Here is a 1,284-nt window from a genome sequence, read left to right on the forward strand (position 1 = left end):
CGGCATTATTGCAGAAGCCGAGGGCAGCGGATACGCCCGCAAATCGCAGTTTATCCCCAATGCAAGAGCGCTGCTGGAGAGCAATGAACTGACCGCCGCTGAAACACGGCTGCATAGCAGTCTGAAAAAAATTGCTGGCAAAATTGCAGAGCTTGCCCACTGCGGTGAAACAAGCTTCACTTTTGACAAGCTTTTGGAAGAATCCGATCTGGATGTGAAATCTGTTCTGCGTGATGCGGTAACGGCAATGCTCCATGAGCGCGAGGACATTCAGATGGCTGAAAGTCAAACCATTGACGTTGACTTTCAGCCTGACATTAAAGTTGAGGCAAAGCCTACTCAAGAGCTGACGCTTTATTGTCCTCTGCGCATAGTCAGGGAGTATGACGAATCCAATTATGAGTTTGACGAAGAAGTCATGGATGAGATGGAGGAAATTCCCTCAAAGTATGCAGTAGACTGTGCAGATGAAATCAACGATTTCATTCGGGATTATTCCGAATCGAAAGAAGAACACCGTGGACTTATGGTGTATTATGACGATAATCCTGCCGTCAGCGAAAAAGTTTTCTCGGCAATTCCATCTGTCAGGGAAATCAACGGTGAACTCATAGGAGTATTTAAATGTCAAGTCGTTGAAGATTTAACAGGCAATGAATTGGAAGATTTGCGCAGTCACCTGATCGGTCAATGTTCGGATGGCTTTTTTGAGGGCATGGAGCAGCATCCGATCAAAACCGCCGATTACGGCGAGATTTATGTCAGCTTCTGGAACGACAGCAACGACTGGTCGCTGCAAACAGGAGAAGAAATGGAATTGTCTCAAGTTGAGAAACTCACGGAAGAACCCGGTATGAGCATGACGATGTGAGGTGAATTATGTACAACAGAAGAAAAGTTGAAATGATGAAAGAAAGATACCCCAAAGGCACAAGAATATGCCTTGACAGCATGGAAAACGATCCACAGCCGATTCCATCAGGCACAAAAGGAACGGTAATTGCAGTTGATGACGCCGGTCAGTTATTAATGAAATGGGACAACGGACGTTCCCTTTCTCTCATTCCCGGCGAGGACATATTTCATGTAATTCAGCAGGAGGAAAATCTGTCTGAGGAAATGGAAAAAACTGAAGAGCTGTCAGAAAATTTTGAAATGAACATGACAATGTAGCGGTTAAGTTTTGAAAAGGACTTAGCCGCTTTTTTATTATCCAAAAAGAAAGGAATGGTCAGATGATACGAGTATTCGACGCATTTTCGGGCATCGGAGGCTTCCGTTCCG

2 protein-coding genes are annotated in these 1,284 nt (G+C 44.9%); both read left to right on the forward strand.

All coding sequences use genetic code 11. The annotated features are described in order from the left end of the window. On the forward strand, nucleotides 1–871 hold an 871-nt coding region (locus OCV67_RS10670), incomplete at its 5' end, for a hypothetical protein (protein WP_394802699.1). An 8-nt stretch (nucleotides 872–879) separates the two neighbouring features. Further along, nucleotides 880–1,173: a DUF4314 domain-containing protein gene (locus OCV67_RS10675; protein ID WP_147643968.1), complete on the forward strand. Its 294-nt coding sequence runs from the start codon at nucleotides 880–882 to the stop codon at nucleotides 1,171–1,173. Nucleotides 1,174–1,284 lie beyond the last annotated feature (111 nt).

This window comes from Porcipelethomonas ammoniilytica (genome assembly GCF_025567485.1).
GTDB lineage: Bacteria > Bacillota > Clostridia > Oscillospirales > Ruminococcaceae > Porcipelethomonas > Porcipelethomonas ammoniilytica.